At 72.6% G+C, this 24649-nt stretch carries 24 protein-coding genes; 13 read left to right on the top strand and 11 right to left on the bottom strand.

What is annotated here, in order from left to right; translation table 11 throughout:
- The coding region (locus KN815_RS18075) for a family 2B encapsulin nanocompartment shell protein (RefSeq protein WP_372458392.1) at positions 1–609 on the top strand (609 nt) is incomplete at its 5' end.
- Between the two features lie 36 nt (positions 610–645).
- On the opposite strand, the gene KN815_RS18070 is transcribed toward KN815_RS18075, so the two are convergent.
- From KN815_RS18070 to KN815_RS18050, 5 genes are all read right to left on the bottom strand, one after another.
- Complete coding sequence (locus KN815_RS18070; protein WP_020866016.1) at positions 646–840, bottom strand: hypothetical protein; 195 nt, start codon at positions 838–840, stop codon at positions 646–648.
- 162 nt (positions 841–1002) lie between these two features.
- Positions 1003–2520: a GMC family oxidoreductase gene (locus tag KN815_RS18065; protein ID WP_253209062.1), complete on the bottom strand. Its 1518-nt coding sequence runs from the start codon at positions 2518–2520 to the stop codon at positions 1003–1005.
- Positions 2521–2646: 126 nt separating this feature from the next.
- A complete protein-coding gene (locus KN815_RS18060) occupies positions 2647–3786 on the bottom strand; it encodes an acyl-CoA dehydrogenase family protein (protein ID WP_216342963.1) in 1140 nt (379 codons plus the stop codon).
- Complete coding sequence (locus KN815_RS18055; RefSeq protein WP_216342962.1) at positions 3783–4988, bottom strand: acyl-CoA dehydrogenase family protein; 1206 nt, start codon at positions 4986–4988, stop codon at positions 3783–3785. The genes KN815_RS18060 and KN815_RS18055 overlap by 4 nt, the downstream gene beginning before the upstream one ends.
- A complete protein-coding gene (locus tag KN815_RS18050; protein WP_216342961.1) occupies positions 4985–5989 on the bottom strand; it encodes an NADPH:quinone oxidoreductase family protein in 1005 nt (334 codons plus the stop codon). The genes KN815_RS18055 and KN815_RS18050 overlap by 4 nt, the downstream gene beginning before the upstream one ends.
- 248 nt (positions 5990–6237) lie before the next feature.
- On the opposite strand from KN815_RS18050, the gene egtA reads away from it, so the two are divergent.
- The 5 genes from egtA (at position 6238) to KN815_RS18025 (ending at position 12054) form a co-directional block, all read left to right on the top strand.
- On the top strand, positions 6238–7494 hold the full coding sequence (gene egtA, locus KN815_RS18045) for an ergothioneine biosynthesis glutamate--cysteine ligase EgtA (protein ID WP_216342960.1): 1257 nt from the start codon (positions 6238–6240) through the stop codon (positions 7492–7494).
- Positions 7491–8819: an ergothioneine biosynthesis protein EgtB gene (gene egtB, locus KN815_RS18040; RefSeq protein ID WP_216342959.1), complete on the top strand. Its 1329-nt coding sequence runs from the start codon at positions 7491–7493 to the stop codon at positions 8817–8819. The genes egtA and egtB overlap by 4 nt, the downstream gene beginning before the upstream one ends.
- Complete coding sequence (gene egtC / locus KN815_RS18035; RefSeq protein WP_216342958.1) at positions 8819–9574, top strand: ergothioneine biosynthesis protein EgtC; 756 nt, start codon at positions 8819–8821, stop codon at positions 9572–9574. The genes egtB and egtC overlap by 1 nt, the downstream gene beginning before the upstream one ends.
- Entirely contained in the window at positions 9571–10536 is a 966-nt protein-coding gene (gene egtD, locus KN815_RS18030) for an L-histidine N(alpha)-methyltransferase (protein ID WP_216342957.1), read from the top strand. Before egtC ends, egtD begins: the two co-directional genes overlap by 4 nt.
- A gap of 279 nt (positions 10537–10815) precedes the next feature.
- Complete coding sequence (locus KN815_RS18025; RefSeq protein ID WP_216342956.1) at positions 10816–12054, top strand: transglycosylase family protein; 1239 nt, start codon at positions 10816–10818, stop codon at positions 12052–12054.
- On the opposite strand, the gene KN815_RS18020 is transcribed toward KN815_RS18025, so the two are convergent.
- Positions 12044–12745: a phytoene desaturase family protein gene (locus tag KN815_RS18020; protein ID WP_253209061.1), complete on the bottom strand. Its 702-nt coding sequence runs from the start codon at positions 12743–12745 to the stop codon at positions 12044–12046. The two genes, KN815_RS18025 and KN815_RS18020, sit on opposite strands and share 11 nt — an antisense overlap.
- A gap of 225 nt (positions 12746–12970) precedes the next feature.
- Positions 12971–14170 carry an RNA-guided endonuclease InsQ/TnpB family protein gene (locus KN815_RS18015; RefSeq protein WP_216342955.1) on the bottom strand — a complete coding sequence of 400 codons (1200 nt, stop codon included), beginning with the start codon at positions 14168–14170 and terminating at the stop codon, positions 12971–12973.
- 51 nt (positions 14171–14221) lie between these two features.
- Between KN815_RS18015 and tnpA the strand changes: the two genes are divergently transcribed.
- Positions 14222–14650 (top strand): IS200/IS605 family transposase, encoded by a 429-nt coding sequence (gene tnpA / locus KN815_RS18010; RefSeq protein WP_216342954.1) that lies wholly within the window; start codon positions 14222–14224, stop codon positions 14648–14650.
- Here tnpA and KN815_RS50470 read toward each other — a convergent pair.
- From KN815_RS50470 to KN815_RS17990, 4 genes are all read right to left on the bottom strand, one after another.
- On the bottom strand, positions 14613–15002 hold the full coding sequence (locus KN815_RS50470) for an FAD-dependent oxidoreductase (RefSeq protein ID WP_253209060.1): 390 nt from the start codon (positions 15000–15002) through the stop codon (positions 14613–14615). The genes tnpA and KN815_RS50470 overlap by 38 nt on opposite strands.
- A gap of 272 nt (positions 15003–15274) precedes the next feature.
- Positions 15275–16453: a serine hydrolase domain-containing protein gene (locus KN815_RS18000; protein ID WP_253209059.1), complete on the bottom strand. Its 1179-nt coding sequence runs from the start codon at positions 16451–16453 to the stop codon at positions 15275–15277.
- A 132-nt stretch (positions 16454–16585) separates the two neighbouring features.
- A complete protein-coding gene (locus tag KN815_RS17995; RefSeq protein ID WP_216342953.1) occupies positions 16586–17500 on the bottom strand; it encodes an SDR family oxidoreductase in 915 nt (304 codons plus the stop codon).
- A gap of 1 nt (position 17501) precedes the next feature.
- A complete protein-coding gene (locus KN815_RS17990; protein WP_216342952.1) occupies positions 17502–18317 on the bottom strand; it encodes an SDR family oxidoreductase in 816 nt (271 codons plus the stop codon).
- 79 nt (positions 18318–18396) lie between these two features.
- On the opposite strand from KN815_RS17990, the gene KN815_RS17985 reads away from it, so the two are divergent.
- From KN815_RS17985 to KN815_RS17960, 6 genes are all read left to right on the top strand, one after another.
- Complete coding sequence (locus KN815_RS17985) at positions 18397–19152, top strand: enoyl-CoA hydratase family protein (RefSeq protein WP_216342951.1); 756 nt, start codon at positions 18397–18399, stop codon at positions 19150–19152.
- A gap of 6 nt (positions 19153–19158) precedes the next feature.
- Positions 19159–20022: a CoA transferase subunit A gene (locus KN815_RS17980; RefSeq protein ID WP_372458391.1), complete on the top strand. Its 864-nt coding sequence runs from the start codon at positions 19159–19161 to the stop codon at positions 20020–20022.
- The gene (locus KN815_RS17975; RefSeq protein WP_216342950.1) at positions 20019–20756 is read left to right on the top strand and encodes a CoA-transferase subunit beta; all 738 of its coding nucleotides are present in this window, start codon (positions 20019–20021) and stop codon (positions 20754–20756) included. The genes KN815_RS17980 and KN815_RS17975 overlap by 4 nt, the downstream gene beginning before the upstream one ends.
- Positions 20756–21814 carry an NAD(P)H-dependent flavin oxidoreductase gene (locus tag KN815_RS17970; RefSeq protein WP_216342949.1) on the top strand — a complete coding sequence of 353 codons (1059 nt, stop codon included), beginning with the start codon at positions 20756–20758 and terminating at the stop codon, positions 21812–21814. The genes KN815_RS17975 and KN815_RS17970 overlap by 1 nt, the downstream gene beginning before the upstream one ends.
- 38 nt (positions 21815–21852) lie before the next feature.
- A complete protein-coding gene (locus KN815_RS17965; protein ID WP_216342948.1) occupies positions 21853–23355 on the top strand; it encodes a glutamate synthase subunit beta in 1503 nt (500 codons plus the stop codon).
- 99 nt (positions 23356–23454) lie between these two features.
- Complete coding sequence (locus KN815_RS17960) at positions 23455–24453, top strand: MBL fold metallo-hydrolase (protein ID WP_216342947.1); 999 nt, start codon at positions 23455–23457, stop codon at positions 24451–24453.
- Positions 24454–24649 lie beyond the last annotated feature (196 nt).

The raw sequence follows: 24649 nt of genomic DNA, 5'->3' as shown, positions 1-24649 counted from the left end.
GTCCACACCCGCGTCGCCGACCTCTACAACGAGCCCATGAACCAGGTCGAGCAGCAACTCCGCCTCACCATCGAGGCCCTGCGCGAACGCCAGGAACACGAACTCGTCAACAACCGCGAATTCGGCCTGCTGCACAACGCCGACCTCTCCCAGCGCCTCCACACCCGCAGCGGACCGCCCACCCCCGACGACCTCGATGAGCTGCTGGCGCGGCGCCGCAAGACCCAGTATCTGCTGGCGCATCCGCGCACCATCGCCGCCTTCGGGCGTGAGTGCAGCGACCGTGGCCTGTATCCGCAGGGCATCGAGGTGGCCGGGGTCGCGGTGCGGGCGTGGCGCGGGGTGCCGTTGCTCCCCTGCAACAAGATCCCGGTCAGCGAGTCCGGCACCAGCTCCATCCTGGCGATGCGCACCGGGGAGGAGAGCCAGGGGGTCATCGGTCTGCATCAGACCGGTATCCCGGATGAGTACGAGCCCAGTCTGAACGTCCGGTTCATGGGCATCAGCGAGCAGGCCGTGACGTCCTATCTGGTCTCCGCCTACTACTCGGCGGCGATTCTGGTCCCCGATGCGGTCGGTGTGCTGGAGGACGTCGAGATCGGCCGCTGAGCCCGGCCCGGAGAGGCCGGTCACCGCGAACGTGGGTCAGGGGCGGACGCTGCTGACCACGTCCGCGGTGGCGGCGAGCCCCTCGGAGATGGTGGGCGCCACGCTGCTGCTCGCCAGATAGAAGCCCAGCGTCACGCAGACCAGCGCATGCGAGATGCGCAATCCGCCGCTGCGGAGGAAGACCACCGTCAGGATCAGAAGCAGCAGGACCACGGAGATGGAAATGGCCATGGGGAGCCTCCTCGGCCACGGAGCATCGGAATCCGGCCGTCAGTGTGGCCCAGAATCGCCCCTGCACCGCCGTCGACTGGTGCTCCATACGGGTGCCGATCTGCTGTGCGGTTACTCCCCGGCTATTCGCCCCTCGGTGGTGAGCGGGCGTGGCGAGCCGTCTCAGGCGCCGGCGCGGATCAGCTCGGCGGCCATCTCGCCGATCATGACGCAGGCCGCGTTGGTGTTGGCCGAGACGATCGACGGCATGATCGATCCATCGGCGATCCGCAGCCCCTCGACGCCCCGGACGCGCAGCCGGGGGTCCACCACCGATTCCTCGTCACCGCCCATCCGGCAGGTGCCGACGTGGTGGAAGTAGGTGCCGGCGTTCTCGCGGACGAAGTCGGCCAGTCCGTCGCGGCCGCGCACACCGGGGCCGGGCAGCAGCTCACGCGGCTGCCACGCCCCGAACGCGTCGGTGGCGGCCAGCGACCGGGCCAGTTCGACGCCCTGGACCAGGGTGTCGAGGTCCCGTCCGTCGCTGAGATAGCCGGGGTCGATCAGCGGCCGGTCCTCGGGGTCCGCGCCGGAGAGCCGGACCGTGCCCCGGCTGTGGGGCTGCATCGCGGCGGCCGTCAGGGTGAAGGTGTTCGGCGGGAACGGCAGCAGCCTCGGGTGGAAGGGGATGTGAAAGAGGAACACCTCGAGGTCGGGGCGGGGCAGTCCGGGGTCGGTCCGGGTGAACAGGGCCGCCTCGGCGGTGGTCACAGGGGGCGGCGGCAGCGGGGTGCCCGCCTCGTGGACCAACCCGACCAGGGGGTGGTCCTGGAGATTGGCCCCCACCTCCGGGGCGTCCACCAGCACCGGGACGCCCACCTCGCGCAGATGACCGGCCGGGCCGATTCCGGAGAGCATCAGCAGCTTGGGCGAGTCGACCGAACCGGCGCACACGATGACCTCCCGCGCCGCGCGCCCCCGCCGTGCCACACCGCCGGAGCCGCCGTATTCGACGCCGACGCAGCGGGTGCCCTCGAAGAGCAGCCGATGTGCGTGGGCCTCGGTGCGGACGGTGAGGTTGGGGCGGTCCATCGCCGGATCGAGATAGGCGACCGCCGTGCTCTGGCGGCGCCCCTCGTGGATGGTCCACTCATGGCATCCGGCGCCGTCGCTCTGCGCCCCGTTGAAGTCGTCGTTGAAGGGATGGCCGAGTTCCTTGGCGGCGTCGAGGAAGGCGGCGCTCAGCGGGTTGGGCGTATCGGCCCGGCTGGGCCGCAGCGGGCCGCCGGTGCCGCGGAAGCGGAGGTCACGGCCCTCGGTGTGCTCGATGGCGCGGAAGAGCTCCAGCACCGACGCGGCGTCCCAGCCGCGGCAGCCGTCGGCGGCCCAGGCGTCGAAGGTGCCGAGGTGGCCGCGGACATACGTCATCACATTGATGCTGCTGGAGCCGCCGAGCACCTTGCCGCGCGCGGCGGCCTGCGGATGCCCGGCGAGTCCCGGCTGCGGGACGGTGGTGTAGCCCCAGTCGTGCTCACCGCCGATGAGGGTGAACCACGCGGTGGGGTCGTGGATCTGCTCGGCCGCGTCGTCCTTCCCGGCCTCCAGCAGCAGCACCCGGGTGTCCGGGTCTTGCGTCAACCGGGCCGCGACCACCGCGCCCGCCGAGCCCGCGCCCACCACGATGTAGTCGAAGTCGCTCATCATGTGCCCCCGTTCCGGCCTCGCACGATCTGCCGTAGAGCTGTGCGCCGCCAAAGCGCCGTACAGTTGTTCGGCACTCTAGTGGCGTGATCGCGGAACGGGGGCGGGTTCGCCGGATCCGGCCGGTCAGCCGGTGGGGGCCGTCAGGTCCACCAGCCCGGCGAGCGCCTGGCGGTGGCGGCCGGGGGTGCCCAGCGCGATCTCATCGCTCTTGGCCCGCTTGAGATACAGATGCGCCGGGTGCTCCCAGGTCATGCCGATGCCACCGTGCAACTGGACGCACTCCTCGGCCGCGCGCACCGCCACCTCGGCGCAGTGCGCCTGGGCCACGGCCACCGCGACCGGTGTGTCCGGGCTGTCCGTGGCCAGTGCGTCGGCCGCGTACCGGGCGGTGGCGCGCGCCGAGACCAACTCCAGCCACAGCGCCGCCATACGGTGCTTGAGCGCCTGGAACGAGCCGATGGGGCGCCCGAACTGATGGCGCTCCTTGGTGTGCCGGACGGTCTCGGTCAGACACCATTCGGCCACGCCCAACTGCTCGGAGGCGAGCAGCCCGGCCCCGGTCAGCAGCGCCCGCCCGATGGCCGCCGCGGCCCGGTCGGGCCCGGCCAGCTTGCGGGCCGGGGCGCCGGTGAGGGTGACCGCGGCGAGCGGGCGGGTGAGGTCGAGCGAGGTGAGGGGTTCGACGCTGACGCTGGTCTCGGCGGTCTCCACGGCATACAGCCCGTATCCGTCCGCACCGCCGGCGGGGACGAGCAGCACATCGGCGCCCGCCGCGCCCGCGACCCCGGAGACCTGGCCGCTGAGCGTTCCGTCGTCGTCGGCCCGTACGGTCGCGGCGGGTGTGCCGGGCCCACCGGCCGCGGTGGACAGCGGCAGCGCGAGGGCGCCGACCGTGCGGCCCTCGGCGAGCGCGGCGAGCAGCCGGGCCACCGGCTCCTGGTCGGTGTCGCAGCCGAGCAGGACAGTGGCGGCGAGGACGGCGCTGGTGAGGTAGGGCACGGGGGCTACGGCGCGGCCGAGCTCCTCCATGACGACGGCCGCCTCGCGCGCGGTGGCGCCCTGGCCGCCGAGCTTGTCGGGGACCAGCAGCCCGGCGGTGCCCATCTCGGTGCCGAGCGCGCCCCACAGCGCGACGTCGTGGGCCCGGCCGCTCTCGGCCTGGGAGAGCACGGTGGCGGGCGGGCAGCGGTCGGTGAGCAGCGACCGTACGGCCGCGCGCAGATCGTCCTCCGCCTCGGAGTAGAGCAGGTCCGGGGTGCTCATCGGGGCAGGTCCTTCCACGGGACGTCCTTGTCGGTCCGCGGCTCGGGCGGCAGGCCCAGGACGCGTTCGGCGATGATGTTGAGCAGCACCTCCGAGGTGCCGCCCTCGATGGAGTTGCCCTTGGCGCGCAGATAGCGGTAGCCGGCCTCGCGTCCGGTGAAGTCGACCAGTTCGGGGCGGCGCAGCGTCCAGTCGTCGTAGCCCAGCCCCTCCTCCCCCAGCAGCTCGACCTCCAGCCCGCTGATCTGCTGGTTGAGGCGGGCGAAGGCGAGTTTCATGGCCGAGCCCTCGGGGCCGGGCTGGCCGACCGCGAGCTGCTGGCGCAGCCGCTCGCCCGCGAGCCGGGCCGCCTCGGACTCCATCCACAGCCGCAGCAGCCGCTGGTGGAGGTCGTGGGTGCGCAGTTCGGGCCGCTCGCGCCAGGTGTCGGCGACCAGGCCGATCATGCCGCCCTCGCGGGGGACGCGGCCGCCGCCGATGGCGACCCGCTCGTTCATCAGGGTGGTCTGGGCCACGCGCCAGCCCTCGCCGATCTCGCCGAGCCGCCGGCTGTCGGGGATCCGGACACCGGTGAGGAAGACCTCGTTGAACTCCGCCTCGCCGGTGATCTGGCGCAGCGGCCGTACCTCGACCCCGGGGTCGGTCATATCGCAGATGAAGTAGCTGATGCCGCGGTGCTTGGGCTGGTCGGGGTCGGTGCGGGCGATGAGGATGGCCCAGCGGGCGAGATGGGCGCTGGAGGTCCAGACCTTCTGGCCGTCGACCACCCAGTCCTCGCCGTCCCGCACGGCCCGGGTGGCCAGGGCCGCGAGGTCGGATCCGGCGCCGGGCTCGCTGAAGAGCTGGCACCACACCTCCTCACCGGTCCACAGCGGGCGCAGCAGCCGCTGCCGCTGCTCGTCGGTGCCGAAGCCGAGGATGGTGGGGGCGGCCATGCCCAGGCCGATGCCGATGCGGCGGGGGTCGTTGTCGGGTGCGCCGGCGGCCGCCAGCTCGGCGTCGACGACGGCCTGTAGGGAGCGCGGGGCGTCCAGGCCGCCGAGTCCGGCCGGGTAGTGCACCCAGGCGAGTCCGGCGTCGAAGCGGGCGCGCAGGAAGTCCAGGGGTTCGGTGGTGGCGGGCCGATGGGCGTCCAGGAGGTCGCGGACGCGGCGGCGCAGCTCGTCGGCGTCCACGGCGGGGGGCTGCCCGGCGGCGCTCATCGGGCGCCTCCGGCGGACTGCCCGGGGACGACCACCACACGGCCGGTGGTCACGCCGTCGGCGACGCGCTGCACGGCGTCGGCCGCGCCCGCCAGCGGTACGCGCTCGCTGACCAGCGGCTTGACGGTGCCCTGTGCGGCGAGCTTGGTCAGCTCCTCGTGGCAGGCGCGGACCGCGGCCGGGTCGTGGGTGTTGTAGAGGCCCCAGTGGAGGCCGAGGATGGCGTAGTTCTTGACCAGGGCGTGGTTGAGGGCGGCCTGGGGGACGACCCCGCTGGCGAAGCCGACGACCACGATGCGGCCCTCGAAGGCGACGCATTTGACGGACTTGACGAAGGCGTCGCCGCCGACCGGGTCGTAGACGACGTCCGCGCCACGTCCGCCGGTGGCCTCCTTGACGGCCGCCACGATGTCGTCGGCGCGCCGGTCGAGGACGAGGTCGCAGCCGAGCTCGCGGGCGACCTGGGCCTTGTCGTCGCCGCCGACGACCCCGATCACCGTTGCCCCGGCCGCCTTGCCGAGCTGGACGGCGGCGCTGCCGACCCCGCCCGCGGCGGCGTGCACCAGAAGCGTTTCGCCGGACTGGAGGCGGGCCCTGCGGTGCAGGCCGAACCAGCCGGTCTGGTAGCCGATGTGCAGCGCCGCGGCCTCGGCGTCGTCCAGGGCGTCGGGCGCCGGCAGCACGTTTCCCGCCTCGACGGGCACCAGCTCGGCGAAGCCGCCCGCGGGGAGCGTGGGCGTGGCCAGGACGCGGGAGCCCACCTCGCCGTCGGCGCCCTCGCCGACGGCGACGACCTCGCCGCACACCTCGACACCGGGGGTGAACGGCAGGGGCGGCCGCACCTGGTACTGGCCGCGGCACAGCAGGGCGTCGGGAAAGTTGACGTCGACGGCCCGGACCCGCAGCAGGAGCTGTCCCGGTCCCGGTTGGGGATCGGGCACATCGTCGAGGCGCATGACCTCACCCGGCTCGCCATTGTCGTGCACTCGCCATGCCTGCATCGGGTGGCCTCCACAAACGGATCGTCGGTACGCGGTACCCGCGCCGGGCGCACATACTAACCAGTCGGTACGAGGAGGGGAACCGCCATCGCCGTCAGCCATCCCGCCCTGCCCATCCGGCGGCGGATGAACTCTTGTGCAACTCTGGAGGCACCCTTGAGCCCGGTGCGTCGGCAGGTAAAGGTGGACGGCGACATATCGGCTCGTTTCACAGCGAGCCGATGCCGGAACGGGACGGGAGAGAGACAGTGCCCGACGACAAGGCGATCAGCGAGGCCGAGATGGAGGCCCGGCTGCACGGCATCTGCTTCAAGACAGGGCCGCCGCGCCGCATCGGAGTCGAGCTCGAATGGCTCCTGTACGACCCGCACATCCCCGCACGACCCATCGAGGCGGCCCGGCTCGAAGCCGCGGTCACCGCCCTGCGCGGACTGCCGCTGCGGTCCGCCATCACCTTCGAACCCGGCGGCCAGGTGGAGCTCAGCTCCCTTCCGGCCGACTCCCTCACCGCGTGCGTGGAGTCCGCCGCCGCCGATCTGGTCCTCGTACGATCCCTTCTCGCCGGGCTCGGCCTCGGCCTGGCCGGCCATGGCCACGACCCCTGGCGCCCGCCGAGACGGTTCCTCACCACGCCCCGGTACGAGTGCATGGAGAGCTACTTCGACCGCCGGGGACCGGCCGGGCGCTCCATGATGTGCAGCACCGCCTCCGTGCAGGTCTGCGTGGACGCCGGGCACGAGGAGCCCGGTCCGCTCGGCATGGCACGGCGCTGGCGGCTCGCCCATCTGCTGGGCGCGGTGCTGACCGCCGCGTTCGCCAACTCGCCGCTGCGCCAGGGCCGCCCCACGGGCTACCGCTCCACCCGGCAGGCGGTGTGGACGGCGATGGAGCCCGGCCGCACCCACGCCCCGCCCGACGGCGGGGATCCCCGCACCGCCTGGACGCACTATGTGCTGGACGCGCCCGTGATGGCCATCCGGGACGAGAAGGGGCCCTGGGCGGTGCCGTCCGGGGTGACCTTCCGTCAGTGGGCCAGGACCGGGCTGCCCCGGCCGCCCACCCTCGACGATCTCGACTTCCACGCCTCCACGCTCTTTCCCCCCGTCCGCCCGCGCGGCCATCTGGAACTGCGCATGATCGACGCGCAGAGCGGTGAGGACGGCTGGATCGTCCCCCTCGCCGTCACCGTGGCCCTCTTCGACGACCCGCAGGCTGCTGAAACGGTTTACCGGGTGGTGAAACCGCTCGCCGAGACGGCGGCCGCACGCCCCGCACCGGGCAATCGGCTGTGGCGGGCCGCGGCGCGCCACGGTCTGGCCGACCCCGAGCTGCGGGCCGTCGCCGTGAGCTGCTTCGCCACGGCGCTGGACGCACTGCCCCGCATCGGCGCCTCCCCCGCCATCACCGCCGCCGTCGCCGCCTTCACCGACCGCTATGTGGCCCGCGGCCGATGTCCCGCCGACGATCTGCTCGCTCCCCTCACCGGTAAGGAGGGACGGCCATGACCGCCCCCGACTCGGACCTCACCATCGATCCCGAGGTGCTGCGCCGGCGCGCCGAGCTGGCACTGCGTACCGCGCGCGAGCGCACCCACACCCTCACCACGTGCGTGGACGAGCCCGACCTCACCGCCCAGCACTCCCCGTTGATGTCCCCGCTGGTCTGGGATCTGGCGCATATCGGCAACCAGGAGGAGCAGTGGCTGCTGCGCGCGGTCGGCGGCCGGGACGCGCTGCGCCCCGAGATCGACTCGATCTACGACGCCTTCGAGCATCCGCGCGCCGAGCGGCCCTCCCTGCCGCTGCTGGCGCCCGCCGAGGCCCGCGGCTACGTCCATGAGGTGCGCGGCCGGGTGCTGGACATCCTGGAGCGGATCGAGTTGCGCGGCGCCCCGCTGGTCGACGCGGGCTTCGCCTTCGGCATGATCGCGCAGCATGAGCAGCAGCACGACGAGACGATGCTCATCACCCACCAACTGCGCCGCGGACCCGCCGCGCTCACCGCCCCGCCGCCGCCCGACACGGCGGACGGCGCGGCGCTGCCCGAGGAAGTGCTGATCCCGGGCGGCCCGTTCACCATGGGCACCTCGACCGAGCCCTGGGCGCTGGACAACGAGCGGCCCGCGCACCACCGGCTGGTCCCGGCCTTCCACATCGACACCACACCGGTGACCAACGGCGCGTACGAGCGGTTCATAGCCGACGGCGGCTACGGCGAGCGGCGCTGGTGGACGGCCGAGGGCTGGGCGTACATCCAGGAGCACGGCCTGGCCGCCCCGCTGTTCTGGCGGCGCGAGGGCGGGCAGTGGCTGCGCCGCCGATTCGGGGTGACCGAGCCGGTACCGCCCCAGGAGCCGGTGGTGCATGTGAGCTGGTACGAGGCGGACGCCTACGCCCGCTGGGCGGGGCGGCGGCTGCCGACCGAGGAGGAGTGGGAGAAGGCCGCCCGCCACGACCCGGACAGCGGCCGGTCCCGGCGCTATCCGTGGGGCGACGCCGACCCGGCCCCCGACCGGGCCAACCTCGGCCAGCGCCATCTGCGGCCGGCACCGGCGGGAAGCTATCCGAAGGGCGCCTCCCCGCTGGGGGTGCGGCAGCTCATCGGCGATGTGTGGGAGTGGACCTCCAGCGACTTCCTGCCCTACCCGGGGTTCCGCGCCTTCCCCTACCGCGAGTACTCGCAAGTCTTCTTCGGCCCGGCGCACAAGGTGCTGCGCGGCGGTTCCTTCGCGGTGGACGAGGTCGTCTGCCGGGGCACGTTCCGCAACTGGGACCTGCCGGTGCGCCGCCAGATCTTCTCGGGTTTCCGCACCGCTCGGGACGCGTCCTGATGTGCCGGCATCTGGCGTATCTCGGGCCGCGGACCCCCATCGGCGAGGTGGTCATGGCGCCCGAGCACAGCCTGTTCCGGCAGTCGTGGGCGCCGCGGCGGCAGGCGCACGGCACGGTCAACGCCGACGGGTTCGGCGTCGGCTGGTACGCGTCGGGCGACCCGGTGCCCGCGCGCTACCGCCGCGCCGGGCCCATCTGGGGCGATCTGTCGTTCGCCGACCTCGCCCGCGTGGTGCGGACCGGGGCGCTGATGGCCGCCGTAAGGGACGCCACCGAGGCCAGTGCGGACGGTGAGGCGGGCGCCGCGCCGTTCGCCGCCGGGACCTGGCTGTTCAGCCACAACGGGGCGATCCGCGACTGGCCGCACGCGGTCGGGGATCTCGCCGCCTCGCTGCCGCCCGTGGATCTGCTCGGCCTGGAGGCGCGGTGCGACTCGGCGTTCGTCTGGGCGCTGGTGCTGCGCCGGCTGCGGCTGGGCCACGAGCCGCCGGAGGCGCTGGCCGAGGCCGTCGAGCAGCTCGCCGGCGCGTCCCCCGACTCACGGCTGAACCTGCTGCTCATGGACGGGGCGACCATCGCCGCCACCGCCTGGGGCGACACCCTGTGGTACCTGGCCGAACCGGACCGGGGCGTGGTGGTGGCCTCCGAGCCGTACGACCAGGACCCCGGCTGGACCGAGGTCCCCGACCGCACCCTGCTCACCGCCACCCGCACCGATGTACTGCTCACCGCCCTTAAGGAGGCTTCCCGTTGAGCCCCTTCACCGTCACCCGCACCCTGCCCGCCGATGCCACCGCGGCCGCCCTGCGCGCCGATGTGGCCGAGGGGCTGACCAGCACCCCCAAACAGCTTCCGCCCAAGTGGTTCTACGACGCCCGGGGAAGCGCGCTCTTCGAGGAGATCACCCGGCTGCCGGAGTACTACCCGACCCGTGCCGAGCGGGAGATCCTCATCGCCCGCTCGGCGGAGATCGCCGACGCCACCGGGGCCCGCACCCTGGTCGAACTGGGCTCCGGCTCCTCCGAGAAGACCCGCCACCTGATCCGGGCGCTGCCGGATCTGCGCGTCTACGTCCCCGTCGACGTGAGCGAGAGCGCACTGGAACTGGCCGGGGAGGCCCTGCTGGCCGAACATCCGCGGCTGACGGTGCACGCGCTGGTCGCCGACTTCATGAACGGACTCGCACTGCCCGACGACACCCCGAGGCCGAGGCTGCTGGCCTTCCTCGGCGGCACGATCGGCAATCTGCTGCCTGCCGAGCGGGCCGCGTTCTACGCCTCGGTGAGCGATCTGCTGGCGCCCGGCGACGCGCTGCTGGTCGGCACCGACCTGGTCAAGGACGAGGCCACGCTGGTCTCCGCCTACGACGACGCGCAGGGGGTCACCGCGGCGTTCAACAAGAACGTGCTGGCGGTGCTCGACCGCGAACTGGGCGCCGACTTCGACCCGTCCGACTTCGACCACGTGGCGGTGTGGAATGCCGAGGAGGAGTGGATCGAGATGCGGCTGAGGGCCCGTAAGGACCTCACGGCGAAGATCCCCGCCATGGATCTCGCGGTCCATTTGACGGCCGGGGAGGAGGTCCGTACGGAGGTGTCCAGCAAGTTCCGGGAGGAGAAGGTGCGGGCCGAACTGGCCGCCGCGGGGATGGACTCGCGGCGCTGGTGGACCGATGCGCAGGGCCGCTTCGCGGTGTCGCTCGCCGTCCGCCGCTGACCGTCCGGTAGTGCGCCGCACACCGCCGCCCGGGGCCTGCGCTCCGGGCGGCGGCACGTTCACGGGTGGGCGGGGCGGGGGCGGCCGTCACCCTGCGTTCGGCTCGTACCACCGACGGAAATAGTGTGATGCACATCACATAAACCGAAGAGGGCCGCAGCACAGCGCGCTGCGGCCCTCGTTCTAGGCGATCCCCCTCTTGTTGTGGCCAAATCGGCCCCCTTATCTTTGGCCCGCCCGGCAGCGCGCCGCACCCGGCAGCACGAGAAGGAGCCGTCCATGCCCTTACGGGGACGCCACCGCCGTTACAAGCCCAACCGCATCTCCCGTGCCTCACTGAGCGTCACGGCGGGCGGCGCCGGAATCGCCCTTCCGCTCATCGGCGCCGCGGGCGCGTCCGCGGCCTCGGGCGAGACCTGGGACAAGGTCGCCCAGTGCGAGTCCACCCACAACTGGGACATCAACACCGGCAACGGCTTCTACGGCGGGCTTCAGTTCACGCAGAGCACCTGGGAGGCGTACGGCGGCACCGCCTACGCGGGACGGGCCGATCTGGCCACCAAGGACCAGCAGATCGCGGTCGCGGAGAAGGTGCTCGACGGCCAGGGCCCCGGCGCCTGGCCGGTGTGTTCGGGCAAGGCCGGGCTGACCCGGGGCGAGGCGGCGCCGCAGAGCGCGCCGAAGATCGTCAAGACGTCCGCCGCCCCGGTCAAGAAGGCACAGCGGCCCGAGCAGGCCCGGCAGGCGGCGGCGAGCAAGCCCACCCCCACCAGCCTCCCGGGGCACAACTCCACCAAGTCCGGCCGCTATGTGGTCGTCAGCGGCGACTCGCTGTCCGGTATCGCCGACTCCCACGATGTCACCGGCGGCTGGGAGGCGCTCTACGAGAGCAACCGCGAGGCGATCGGCGGCGATCCGGATCTGATCTACCCCGGTCAGAAGCTCTCCCTGAAGGGCGGTAAGGCCACCGCCAAGCCCAAGGCGGAACCCGAGCGCCACCACCAGCCCAAGGAGAAGCCCAAGCCGAAGCCCAAGGCGAAGCCCGCACCGCAGCCGAAGGCCGAGAAGCCCCACGACAGCCGGGAGCAGAACACCAAGCGCGTCGCCTCCTCGGGCTTCACCGCCCCCGTCAGCGGCGTCAACCCGAGCACCGCCTACCGGGCGGCCGGCTCCAGTTGGTCGAGCGGCTACCACACGGGCGTGGACTTCCCCGTCGGCATCGGCACCTCGGTGAAGGCCGTGGGCACGGGCCACGTGGTCTCGGCGGGCTGGGGCGACGCATACGGCTATCAGGTGGTCATCCGGCATCCGGACGGCAAGTACAGCCAGTACGCCCATCTCTCGCAACTGTCGGTGCGGGCCGGGCAGAGCGTCAACGGCGGCCAGCAGATCGGCCGTTCCGGCTCGACCGGGAACGCCACCGGACCCCATCTCCACTTCGAGATCCGCACCGGGCCCGGCTACGGCTCGGACGTCAACCCGCTCGCCTATCTGCGGTCACACGGCGTCAGCCTCTGATCCGGCGCCCGGGTGAGAGCCGGGGCAGGCGGGCGAATCGGGCCCCTGTGGTGAGCGTGGTGGCCACCATGTGCCCGGAGATGCCGCCCAGCCCCGGCCCCGGGTGGGTGGACGCGCCGATGTGCCAGAGCCCGCGGATGTCGGTGGCATGCCGTCCCGAGGCGGGCAGCGGGCGCCAGAGAAAGCTCTGGTCGAGTTCGAGCGAGCCACCGTACGGGTCGCCGTCGACCGCGTTGGGGTTGCGGCGGGTGAGGTCCGGGGGCGCGATGACATCGACGGCGAGGACCTTGCCGGGCAGATCGGGCGCGTGCCCGGCGATCCGGTTCAGGACCCGGTCGGCGTAGCCGTGGGCCAGCTCCGGCGTCCAGCCCTGAGCGGTGTCCAGTTCACCGGCCGCGTCCCCGCGCGGCGTGGACGGCGTCTCCTGCAACTGTAGCCACAGAGCGGCGGCCCCGGGCGGCACCCGGCCGGCATCCAGGACGTACTGCTGGCCGACGACCACCGTGGGCCGCCGGGGCAGCAGGCCCGCCTCGGCCTCGGCGCAGGCGATACCGGTGCTGCCGGACCCGTCGGAGAGATGCACGACCGGGATCGTGTTCAGCCGCGCGTCGCGCCAGCCCAGCGGCTGGGAGAGCGCCACATGGATCTGCATCGCGGCGCGTCCGTAGCGGAATAGCCGTGCGGAGCTCACCGCTCATCAGGCCGCCGATCGCCGCCATATGGTCGCCCAGCCGGCCGAGCGCGGCCAGATACGCGGCCCTGTCCTCGTCGTGCGCGAAAACCTCGGTGGTGCGCCGCGGATCGCGGTGAGCCAGGGTGACCCGGCCGTCGTCGGCCACGCTGGCGGTGCCCACTCGTCGGTGTTGCGGTACTCCAGCCCGTGACTCCTCCACCCCGTAAACGGGGTGGCTTCTCGCTATGCCGGTGCGGCGTGGCGACGGACCAGCCCGGCCCGTAGAACGTTCAGGGCGCCCACCGTGTCCGCGTGTGCGTTGTGGCCGCACGAGACGCAGTGGAAGTTCTCCTGTGTGGGCCGGTTCTCCTTGGCTGTGTGCCCGCACGCGGGACACCGTCGGGAGGTGTTGCGGGGGTCCACAGCGATCACTTCCCGTCCGGCGCTTTCAGCCTTGGCGTTCAGGATCGCGAGGAACACCCCCCATCCGGCATCGGCTATCGAGCGGTTCAGCCCGGCCTTGGCAGCGGCCCCGTTGGACAGGAAGACGCCCGGCTGGTCGCGGTCCGGCTTCGGTGCGGGTGCGCTGCTCATGTTGCGGATCTTGAGGTCTTCGTGCGCGATGACATCGTGTTCGCGGACGAGGTCCAGCGCGGTCTTGTGTGCGTGGTCCAGGCGCTGTCGGCGCACCTTGCGGTGCAGCCGGGCCACGGTCTCCACGGCCTTGCGGCGGCGTTTGGAACCGCGCTTGCACCGGCTGAGGGCCTGCTGTGCGGCTTGGAGTTTCGCGGCGGCTTTCCGGCCGTGGCGGGGGTTGGCGACGAACCCGCCGCCTGAGTCGGCGAGGAAGTTGGCTATCCCCAGGTCGATGCCGACCACGCTGCCGGTCGCGGGCCAAGGCTCGGGCTGGGCCTTCTCAGCGGTCAGCACCACGTACCAGTGCTTGCCCTCGCGCTTGACGCTGACGGTCTTGACCTTGCCGACCACCGGACGGTGCTGGTTGACCCTGACGTGGCCGACGCCCTGGAAGCGGACACGGGTCACTGGGTCGTGCGGGGTGGAATCCCAGCGGCAGCCGTCGCCGTCTTTCGGGAAGTCCACTGTGTCGAACCAGTTCACGCCCCGAAAGCGGGGGTATCCGGGCTTCTCTCCGGCCTTGACTCGTCGGAAGAACGCGTCGAGCGCCTTGTCCAGCCTCCGTAACGTGGCCTGCTGCGACGAGAAGGACCAGCGGCCTTGCCGCTCGGGGTCGAACGCCCGGATCTCCTTGAGCTGTGCGGACTGCTGCCCGTACCGGACCGTCGTCTTCGAGACGTGACGGTAGGCGTCCCGACGCTCCTGCAACGCCCCGTTGTAGAGCGAGCAGTGGTCCCGCAGCATCTCGCCGAGCGCGACCTGCTGACCCACGGTGGGCCGCATGAGGAACTGGTACGCACGAATCATCCGGCCCACCCCCTTCAGCTTTCAGGCCGGTCAAAATCGTAGCATTGGTTCATGTCACCGCGTTGGGAACCTAATCCCGACGTACGGCGAGGCCGTCACGTCGTCCACCACCTGCACGCACACTTGGTGTTCGTCACCAAGTACCGGCGGAACGTCTTCAACGACGCCATGCTGACCAGGTGCGAAGAGGTCATGCGGAAGGTCTGTGAGGACTTCGGCGCCGACCTGACCGAGTTCAACGGCGAAGAAGATCACGTGCACCTGTTGGTGCACTACCCGCCGAAAGTCGCCCTGTCGAACCTGGTCAACTCTCTGAAGGGCGTCAGCTCCCGACGCCTGCGGCAGGAGTTCACCGGCCGCGTGAACCAGGCGGTCATGCACGGCCGCTTCTGGTCCGGCTCCTACTTCGCCGGCTCATGCGGCGGCGCACCACTCCAAGTGGTCAAGGGCTACATCGAGAACCAGAAACGGCCTGACTAAGCTCGGGCCGTGGGGGAGCATTCCGCAGCGACCCTGCGGCGCTCCGCGCCGCAGGGCTCAGGATCGGATTCCCTCCCCGCCTGAAGGCGGGGATTCCCTCCGAAGAAGAGGGATGGCGGCGCAACTGCTCCCCCAGACGCGCGTAGGCCGGGCCGGAGACGAACAGCGGATGCCATGAGGAGTAGGTGTCGTGGAGATAGCCGGGCAGGGTGCGCTCCTCGGTGGCGATGAACCCGCCGATGTTCGGCTCGCGTTCCACCAGGACGACGGACCATCCCGCCAGGGCCAGCTCCGCCGCGGCGACGAGGCCGTTGACACCGGACCCGACGATGACGGCGTCCGCCTCGGCCATCTGCTGTCCCTCCCGCCGTCCGTCACACCATAGGGCTCGTATGCCCGGATTCTGCATGCTATGAAGAACGCGGAGCGGGCCGGAGGCCGCGGGGCGGTGTCGCAGCGGGGCGTCATAGGGGTGCCGGACTCGCGGGCATGCGGACCCACGCCGTCCGCGCCCCGCTCGACATCCACGACGGGCCGCCGGGCCATCGTGGCCCAGTTCGTCCCGGCGGCGCGCTCCTGAGCGAGGTGGCGGGCCTGCCCCGGCTCCTCCCCCATGCACGGGGCTCAGCCGCACAGGACCGCCGCCTGCGCCTCCTGGAGCCCCTTGCTGTTCGGTACGGGCGGGTCGCCCTTGAGCTCCGCGGCGAGGTCGTAGGTGGTGGCGGCCAGGACCAGTTGACGCTCGCCGTCGTCGGTGGTGAGCGAGACGCTGGTGTAGCCGGGGCCCGCGCCGTCGGTCTCCCAGACGGTGAGCGGGGCGGCCTTCCGCCGCGCGCCGGTGCCGCACGGCACCTCCATGCGCCGCACCCCGAGTCCGTACGCCGGGGCGTCGGGGAACTCCACCGGGGTCTTCAGCTCGCGCTGCTGGGCGGGGCGCAGCAGCTCGCCGCCGAAGAGCGCCCGCTCGAACCGGGCCAGCTCGTCCACGGTCGAGATCATGGCTCCGGCGGTCCAGTCGTAGGAGGGGCTGAACCGCGTCATATCGCGGCCCTTGAGGTCGTAGCCGTGCAGATGGGAGCCGTGCACGGCGGGGTCGGTCACCGGGAAGGAGGTGTCCTTCAGCCCCAGCGGGGCGAGGATCCTGCGGTGGATCTCGTCGGACGCGGAGCGGTGGGTCACCGCCTCGATCACCAGCCCGGCGAGCAGATAGTTGGTGTTGGAGTACGACCAGCCCGTGCCGGGGGCGAACTCCGGCCGGTGCCGGACCGAGCGGGTGATCACCTCGCGCGGGGTGATGACATGGTCCCGGTCGCCGTCCTCCAGATAGGGGGCGAAGAACGAGGCTTCGGTGGTGGGGTCGTAGATCCCCGAGGTGTGATTGAGCAGTTGACGGATGGTGATGGCCCTACCGTCGTTGCCGTTCCCCTGGACGACGCCGGGCAGCCACTTCTCCACGCTGTCATCGAGGGACAGCCGCCCCTCGCCCTCCAGTTGCAGCAGCACCGTGGAGACGAACGCCTTGGTGTTGCTGGCGATCCGGAACCGCTGCTGGGTCCTGGCGCGCTCGCCGGTCGCCCGGTCCGCGACCCCGGCCGCCGTCCGCCACTCGTCGTCGCCGCGCCGCGCGTAGGCCACCGCGCCCGGGAAGCCGTCCCGCACCGTCCGGCCGACGCCCTCCTCGAAGCCGGACGGCGCCGGCGGCCCGGCCGGCTCCCCCTGGGCCGTGGCGATGGTGAGGGCCGCCGTCACCGCCAGCGCGCCGATCCCCGTCCACAGCGCCGCGCGCTTCACCCGAGCTCCCACGAACCCCGCTCCTCGCCTTGTCCCCGTGTGCCGTTCGCGGTTCATCGTGCCGTCGCGGCGCACCGGACTCCATCCCGCTGCCGTCCGTCCCTTACGGGGGCTGTCCCCATCCCGCGGGGGCCGGACAGTCCGTCAGGGTGCCCCGTAGGCGGGTCGTGGCGGTTCGGCCTCGGCGAGGAGTTTCCGGGCGGCCTCGCCCGCCTCCACGGGGTTCCAGCGGGCGCTCTTCTCGGCGGTCGGGCCCGGCCGCCAGCCCTCCATGACGGTGATCCGCCCGGCCTCCGCCTCGAAGACCCGGCCCGTGACCCCGGCGCAGGCGGCCGAGCCGAGCCAGACGACGAGCGGTGAGACATTGGCGGGGGCCATCGCGTCGAAGGCGGCGGGGTCGTCCGGGGCGGCCATGGCACCGGCGAACGTCGTCTCCGTCATCCGGGTGCGGGCCGCCGGTGCGATGGCGTTGACCTGGACGCCGTAGCGGCCGAGTTCGGCGGCGGCCACCGAGGTCAGGCCGAGGATCCCGGCCTTGGCCGCGGAGTAGTTGCCCTGTCCGACGCTGCCCAGCAGCCCGGCCCCGGAGCTGGTGTTGACCACCCGCGCGAGAGGCGTACGGCCCGCCTTCGCCTCGGCGCGCCAGTGGGCGGCGGCATGCCGCAGCGGCAGGAAGTGGCCCTTGAGGTGGACGCGGATCACCGCGTCCCAGTCGTCCTCGCCGAGGTTGACGAGCATGCGGTCGCGCAGGAACCCGGCGTTGTTGACGAGGGTGTCGAGCCGGCCGTAGGTGTCGAGGGCGGTGGCGACGAGGGAGGCGGCGCCGTCGGTGGTGGCGATGTCCCCGCCGTGCGCGACCGCTTCCCCGCCCGCGGCCCGGATCTCCTCGACGACTTCCTGGGCCGGCCCCGCCGACGCCCCGGCGCCGTCCGGGGCCACCCCGAGGTCGTTGACGACGACCTTGGCGCCCTCGGCGGCGAAGGCGAGCGCATGCGCCCGTCCGAGGCCGCGGCCCGCTCCGGTGACGACGGTGACGCGCCCGTCGCAGAGTCCGCTCATCTCAGTCCTCCCGTGGGTCGGTCCGGCCGGTGCCGGGGGCCTGCTGGTTGACGTTGGCGGCGTCGAGGAACGCGGGGCGCTCCCCGCCTCCGTGGATGGCGATGCTGGCGCCGCTGATGTACTCGGCCAGCCCGGAGGCGAGGAACACACAGGCGGTACCGGCCTCGACGGGCTCGGCCAGCCGCCCGAGCGGCACGGTCCGGCCGACGGCCGCGATGCCCTCCTCGTCCCCGTAGTGCAGATGCGACAGTTCGGTGCGGACCATGCCGAGCACCAGCGTGTTGACCCGGACCGCGGGGGCCCACTCCACGGCCAGGGTGCGGGCGAGGTTCTCCAGCCCCGCCTTGGCGGCTCCGTAGGGCCCGGTGCCGGGGGACGGCCGGGTGCCGCTGACGCTGCCGATCATCACGATGGAGCCCCCGCCCTCCTGCCGGCGCATCAGCTCATAGGCGCTCAGGGAGACGGTCATGGGAGCGATCAGATTGAGTTCGACGACGCGCGCGGCGCGCCGCTGCCCGGCCTCGGCGATCAGCCCGTAGGGGCTTCCTCCGGCGTTGTTGACCAGCAGATCGAGCCGCCCGTGGGTGCGGCGCAGCCGGTCGAAGAACGCGGCGACCGCGTCCGCGTCCCGGACGTCGAGCTGTTCGAAGCTTGCGGTGCGCCCGTTCGCCTCGACGGGCTTGCCCGGGGCGTGGCGCGCACAGATCACCACCTCGGCCCCGGCGCTGAGCAGGGCCCGGGTGATCCCCGCTCCGACGCCGCGCGTGCCGCCGGTGACGACGGCGACGCGCCCGGCGAGATCGATGGTGACGGCCACGAGACACCTCCCGCTGTGCGGTGAGCGCTGCTACCTTCTCACCTAACAAATGTTTGGTGGAAAGGTAGCGGATCTGCTCATGGGTGTCTCCACCTCCGCACCGGCGGCCGGCGTCCGCCTGGTCGCCATGGACTTCCCGCCCGTCAACGCCCTGCCCGTCCAGGGCTGGTACGAGCTGGCCGCGGCGCTGCGCGGCGCGGGCGCCGATCCGTCGGTGCGGTGTGTGGTGCTGGCCGCCGAGGGCCGGGGCTTCAACGCGGGCGTCGACATCAAGGAGATCCAGGCGGCCGAGGGCCATACGGCGCTCATCGGCGCCAACCACGGCTGTGCCGAGGCGTTCGCCGCCGTCTACGACTGCCCGGTCCCGGTCGTCGCCGCCGTCCACGGCTTCTGCCTGGGCGGCGGCATCGGGCTGGCCGGGAACGCCGACGCGATCGTGGCGAGCGAGGACGCCACCTTCGGCCTGCCCGAGCTGGACCGGGGCGCGCTGGGCGCGGCCACCCATCTGGCGCGGCTGGTCCCGCAGCATCTGATGCGCGCGCTGTACTACACCTCGCGCACCGCGACCGCCGGGGAGTTGCACCGCCATGGCTCGGTGTGGCGGGTCGTCCCGCGCGCCGCGCTGCGGGAGGCGGCGCTGGAGCTGGCCGGTGAGATCGCCGCCAAGGACGGTGCGCTGCTGCGCCTGGCGAAGGCGGCCATCAACGGTATCGACCCGGTCGATGTGCACCGCAGCTACCGCTTCGAGCAGGGCTTCACCTTCGAGGCCAATCTGGCGGGCCTGTCCGATGGGCACCGCGACGCGTTCGTCACCAGAAGCACCGGGAAGGGGTGAGCGGCGTTGGCCGACAAGACGATGACGGCCGAGGAGGCCGTCGGCCGGATCCGCAGCGGTATGACGGTCGGCATCGGCGGATGGGGCTCACGGCGCAAGCCCATGGCCCTGGTCCGCGCCCTGCTGCGGTCGGATGTCACCGATCTGACGGTGGTCTCCTTCGGCGGCCCGGACGTCGGGCTGCTGGCCGCCGCCGGGAAGATCCGCAGGCTGGTGACGGCGTTCGCGACGCTCGACTCGATCCCCCTGGAGCCGCACTTCCGGGCGGCCCGCGAGCGGGGGGAGATCGAACTGACCGAGCTGGACGAGGCGATGATGATGTGGGGGCTGACCGCCGCCGTGCACCGGCTGCCGTTCCTGCCCGTCCGCGCGGGCCTGGGCTCGGACGTGATGACGGTCAACCCCTCGCTGCGGACGGTCACTTCGCCGTACGAGGACGGGGAGGAGCTGGTGGCGGTGCCCGCGCTGCGGCTGGATGTGGCGCTGGTGCACCTCAATCGGGCGGACGCACAGGGCAATGGACAGTACCTCGGGCCCGATCCGTACTTCGACGACCTGTTCTGCGAGGCGGCGGCCGAGGCGTATCTCTCCTGCGAACGCGTCGTCGGCACCGCCGAGTTCGCCGACGCGGGCCGTCCGCAGACGCTGCTGGTCAAACGGCATGCGGTGACCGGCGTGATCGAGACTCCGCAGGGCGCGCACTTCACCTCCTGCGCCCCCGACTACGGGCGGGACGAGGCGTTCCAGAGCGCGTACGCCAAGGCCGCCGCCGATCCGGAGGCGTGGCGGGAGTTCACCGAGCGGTTTCTGTCCGGGGACGAGGAGCGGTACCGGGCCGCGGTCGCGGCATTCGGGAAGGAGGGCGTATGACCGGCGGGGTGACCCGGGCCGAGTACTGCGTGGTGGCCTGTGCCGAGGCATGGCGGGGCGACGGAGAGATCCTGGCCGCCCCGATGGGTGCGGTGCCCAGGGTCGGCGCCCGGCTGGCCAGGCTCACCTTCGCGCCCGAGCTGCTGCTGACGGACGGCGAGGCGATGATCGTCGGCGGCGATCCGGAGGTGGTGGAGGGGTGGCTGCCGTACCGGGCGCATCTGGCGATGGTCACCGGCGGGCGGCGCCATGTGATGATGGGCGCGAGCCAGCTCGACCGCCACGGCAATCAGAACATCACCTGCGTCGGCGACTGGAAGCGGCCCAGGCGGCAGTTGCTGGGGGTGCGCGGAGCGCCGGTCAACACCCTCAACAATCCGACGAGTTACTGGGTGCCCCGGCATTCGCGGCGGGTCTTCGTGGAACGCGTCGACATGGTGTGCGGGGTCGGCTACGACCGGGCGGCGGCCGTAGGGCCAGCCGCCCGATTCCATGATCTGCGGTGTGTGGTGACCGATCTCGCGGTCCTCGACTTCGCCACGCCCGACCACACCCTGCGGGTGCGCTCCCTGCATCCGGGGGTGACCGCCGAGGCGGTGCGGGAGGCCACCGGCTTCCCCCTCGACATCGCCGACCACGTCCCGTACACCCGGGAGCCGACCCCCGCCGAGCTGCGGCTGATCCGGGAGGTCATCGACCCGGCGGGGGCCCGCGAGCGGGAGGTGCCGTCCTGATGGACACCCCGCTGACCAGGCTCGTCGGAGTGCGCCACCCGCTCGTCCAGACGGGCATGGGGTGGGTGGCCGGGCCCCGGCTGGTGTCGGCCGTGGCGAACGCCGGGGCGCTGGGCATCCTGGCCTCCGCGACCATGTCGCCCCAGCGGCTGCGCTCGGCCGTCCGCGAGGTGGCCGCCCGCACCGACGCGCCCTTCGGCGTCAATCTGCGCGCCGACGCCGGGGACGCCGGGGAGCGGGTGCGGATCATCGTCGAGGAGGGGGTGCGGGTCGCCTCGTTCGCGCTGGCCCCCAGGCGTGAGCTGATCGACCGGCTGAAGGACGCGGGCGTGGTGGTCATCCCGTCCGTGGGCGCCCGGCGCCATGCGGAGAAGGTCGCGGGCTGGGGCGCGGACGCGGTGCTCGTGCAGGGCGCCGAGGGCGGCGGCCACACCGGACAGGTGGCCACCACCGTGCTGCTCCCCCAGGTCGTGGACGCGGTGGACATCCCGGTCGTGGCCGCGGGCGGCTTCCACGACGGACGGGGGCTGGCGGCCGCGCTCGCCTACGGGGCGGCGGGGATCGCGATGGGCACCCGGTTCCTGCTCACCTCCGACAGCACGGTCCCGGACGCCGTGAAGGCGCGCTATCTGGAAGCGGCGGTCACCGATGTCACCGTCACCACGGCGGTGGACGGGCTCCCGCACCGGATGCTCCGCAGCGAGCTGGTCGACTCCCTGGAGCGCTCCGGCCGCACCACCGCGCTGCTGCGCGCCGTGCGCCACGCCGCCGCCTTCCGGCGGCTGGCCGGGCTGAGCTGGCCGCGGATGGTGCGCGACGGGCTGGCCATGCGGCACGGCAAGGACCTCACCTGGAGCCAGGTCCTGCTGGCCGCCACCACTCCGATGCTGCTGAAGGCGTCGATGGTGGACGGCCGCACCGATACGGGGGTGATGGCCTCCGGACAGGTGGCCGGGGTGATCGGGGATCTGCCCTGCTGTGCGGAGCTGGTGGACCGGATCATGGCCGAGGCCGCCGAGACCCTGGACCGGCTGACCCGCGGTCGTACAGTGGGGTGAAAGCGGCCAGACCATGACACGGGTAGTGGGAGGTCATCATGGCCGATCCCAAGGGTTTCCTCACCACACCCCGTCGTCTTCCGCCCCGGCGTCCGGTGGACGAGCGGGTGCGGGACTGGAACGAGGTCCAGGCCCCCGGCGCCCTGCTGCCGATCATCAGCGCCCAGGCGGACCGCTGCATGGACTGCGGCATCCCGTTCTGCCACGAGGGCTGCCCGCTGGGGAACCTCATTCCGGACTGGAACGACCTGGTCTCCCGTGACGACTGGCTGCGTGCGAGCGAGCGGCTGCACGCCACCAACAACTTTCCCGAATTCACCGGCCGGCTCTGTCCGGCCCCCTGTGAGAGCGCCTGCGTGCTGGCCATCAACCAGCCGGCGGTCACCATCAAGAACGTCGAGGTGGCCATCGCCGACCGGGCCTGGGAGAGCGGCTATGTGACCCCCAAGCCACCGGAGCGGCTGTCCGGCCGGACCGTCGCCGTCATCGGCTCCGGGCCCGCGGGCCTGGCCGCGGCCCAGCAGCTCACCCGCGCCGGACACACCGTGGCGGTGTACGAGCGCGACGACCGGGTGGGCGGACTGCTCCGCTACGGCATCCCGGAGTTCAAGATGGAGAAGCGCCATCTGGACCGGCGGCTGGGGCAGATGCGGGCGGAGGGCACCAAGTTCCGTTCCGGCGTGGATGTCGGCACCGATCTGGACGCCGCCGAGCTGCGGGCGCGCTACGACGCGCTCGTGATAGCGGTGGGCGCCCGGGCCTGTCGCGAACTTCCGGTGCCGGGAAGGGAGTTGGCCGGGATCCATCAGGCGATGGAGTATCTGCCGATGGCCAACCGGGTACGCGAGGGCGACTACGCCCGGCCGCCGATCACCGCAGAGGGCAGGCATGTGGTCATCGTCGGCGGCGGGGACACCGGCGCGGACTGCCTGGGCACCGTGCTGCGGCAGGGCGCCGCCTCCGTGACCCAGCTCGACATCCACCCCCGGCCCGGCGACGAACGCGCCGACGGCGAGCCCTGGCCCGTCTACCCCAAGATCTACCGGATGTCCGCCGCCCATGAGGAGGCGCGGGAGCTTGCGGCCTCTCCGGAGGCGGACGTGGACGCGCGGGTCTTCTCCGCGACCACCGTCCGCTTCGAGGGGACGGCACCGGACGCGCGGCGGCCGTACGGCGGTGTCCGGGCGCTGCGCCTGATCGGGGCCCGGGCCGACGGCCGGCCCGGCCCGGACACCGAGCGGTTGCTCCGGGCGGATCTGGTGCTGCTGGCCCTCGGCTTCCGTGGCCCGGAGCCGGACAGCGGGCTGTTCGACCAGCTCGGGCTGGAACTCGACGAGCACGGCACCATCGCACGCGACGCGTCCTTCGCCACCGGCGCGGAGGGGGTGTTCGTGGCGGGCGACGCGGGCCGTGGCCAGTCGCTGATCGTCTGGGCGATCGCCGAGGGCCGCTCCGCCGCGGCAGCGGTGGACCGCTATCTCGCGGGCGCCACGACGCTCCCGGCGCCGGTCGGGCCTGCCGACCGCCCGATGACGGCCTGACGGTGCGACACCTGGGTGACCAGCCCTGGCACCTGGGTACCAGCACCCGGAGGGCGGGCCGCCTGCCGCGGGCGTGCGGCGCGGGAATAGTGTGCGTCCATGATCTCGCAATCGCCCCTCCTCACCGTGGCCGACGGTGTGCACATCTGGTCCCCCACCCCGAGCGCCGGATGGGGGCTGGCCAACTGCGGTCTGATCGTCTCGCCCGACGGCGCCGCCGCCTGGATCGACACCCCCTACGACCGGCGGATGGCCGGTGACTTCCTGGAACGCAGCCGGGCCCTGCTGCCCGGCGGGTCCCGGATCGAGCGGGTGATCGTCACCCATGCCAACGGCGACCATCTGTGGGGCGCGGAGGTCGTACCGGACGCGGAGGTCGTCGCCACCCGCGAGGCACTCGGCCATATCGAGTACGAGCCCTCGCCGCAGCAGTTGCACGCCCTGGTGCACGGCAGCGATCCGGCGACCCCGCTCGGCTGGTATCTCCAGCGCCACTTCGGACGGTTCGACTGGTCCGGCACCGAGGTGGTCGAGCCGACGCTCACCTTCGTGGGCGAACTCGACCTGCGGGTGGGCCAGGTGCCGGTGCGGCTGTTCAGTCTGCCGTCCGCGCACACCGCGGGCGATCTGATGGCGTATCTGCCGCGGCAGAAGGTGGCGTTCACCGGCGATGTCATCTTCGCCTCCGGCCCCCAGGACCCCGGCGACCACGCGGTGCACTGGGCGGGCCCGCTGGACAATGTGATCGCGGCGTGCGAGCGGGTGCTCGCGACCGGGGCCGAGGTGATCGTCCCGGGCCATGGACCGGTCCTCGACCGGGAGGGGGTCCGCGGCCACATCGGCTATCTGGAGCATCTGCGGGACCGCACCCGGACGCTGCACACGGCGGGGGTCCCGGCTCTGGAGGCCGCCCGCACCCTCATCGCGGAGAACACCTATCCGGCGCTGGGCCTCCCCGAGCGGCTGGTGATCACGGTGGGCTCGGAGTACCGGCATCTGAACGGCACGGACGAGGCGGCGGATCTCGTGGCCACCATGGCCGCCCTCGCCCAGGTCGCGTGGGAGCGGCACGAGGGCGCGCCGACGGACTCGGCCTGACGTCACCCGCGGCGGAACGCGGGTGACGGGGGCCGCGGACGGCGACCGGGGCCGGCCGGTGTCAGGCGGACGGCGGCCGGGGCCCGGTCCGTACGGGCCGGTGTCACCGCGGGGCGCGTTCCGCGTCCGGAAGATCCTGCTCGGTCCAGATGATCTTGCCGTTCCTGGTGTAGCGGGTGCCCCAGCGCTGGACCAT

Source organism: Streptomyces niphimycinicus (assembly GCF_018883605.1).
GTDB lineage: Bacteria > Actinomycetota > Actinomycetes > Streptomycetales > Streptomycetaceae > Streptomyces > Streptomyces niphimycinicus.
This window is presented reverse-complemented; position numbering and strand designations above follow the sequence as displayed.